We start from the raw sequence: 409 nt of genomic DNA, 5'->3' as shown, positions 1-409 counted from the left end.
GCCACGGCATTCGCCCCCAACCCGGAGCTACTGATTCTCGCCCGCGCCGCCCTGGGTGCCTCCGCGGCCACCCTCATGCCGTCGACACTGGGGCTAATCCGCACCATCTTCGACGACGCGCACGAACGACGCCTAGCCATCGCCGTATGGGCAGCCGCCTTCGGTGGCGGTGGCGCGCTCGGCCCGGTGCTCGGCGGTCTGCTGCTGGAACACTTCTGGTGGGGCTCAGTATTCCTGATTAACGCCCCGGTCATGGCACTATTCCTGCCCGCCGCGTGGTACCTGCTGCCAGAATCACGCGACCCGAACCCACAAAAATTCGACTACCCTTCGGCTGCGCTGTCCATCGCCGGTCTACTCCCGGTCGTCTACGCGCTGAAAACCCTAATCAAGCAACCATCGGTGGCCT

Annotated in this window: 1 protein-coding gene; it reads left to right on the top strand. The window is 65.0% G+C overall.

Features of this window, described 5'->3' with window-relative positions:
- On the top strand, positions 1-409 hold a 409-nt coding region (locus BKN05_RS11965; protein WP_286688737.1), incomplete at both ends, for an MFS transporter.

Source organism: Corynebacterium sp. S5S1 (genome assembly GCF_001913985.1).
Classification (GTDB): Bacteria; Actinomycetota; Actinomycetes; order Mycobacteriales; family Mycobacteriaceae; genus Corynebacterium; species Corynebacterium marquesiae.
Note: the sequence above shows the minus strand (reverse complement) of the source record. Positions and strands in the feature narration are given on the sequence as shown.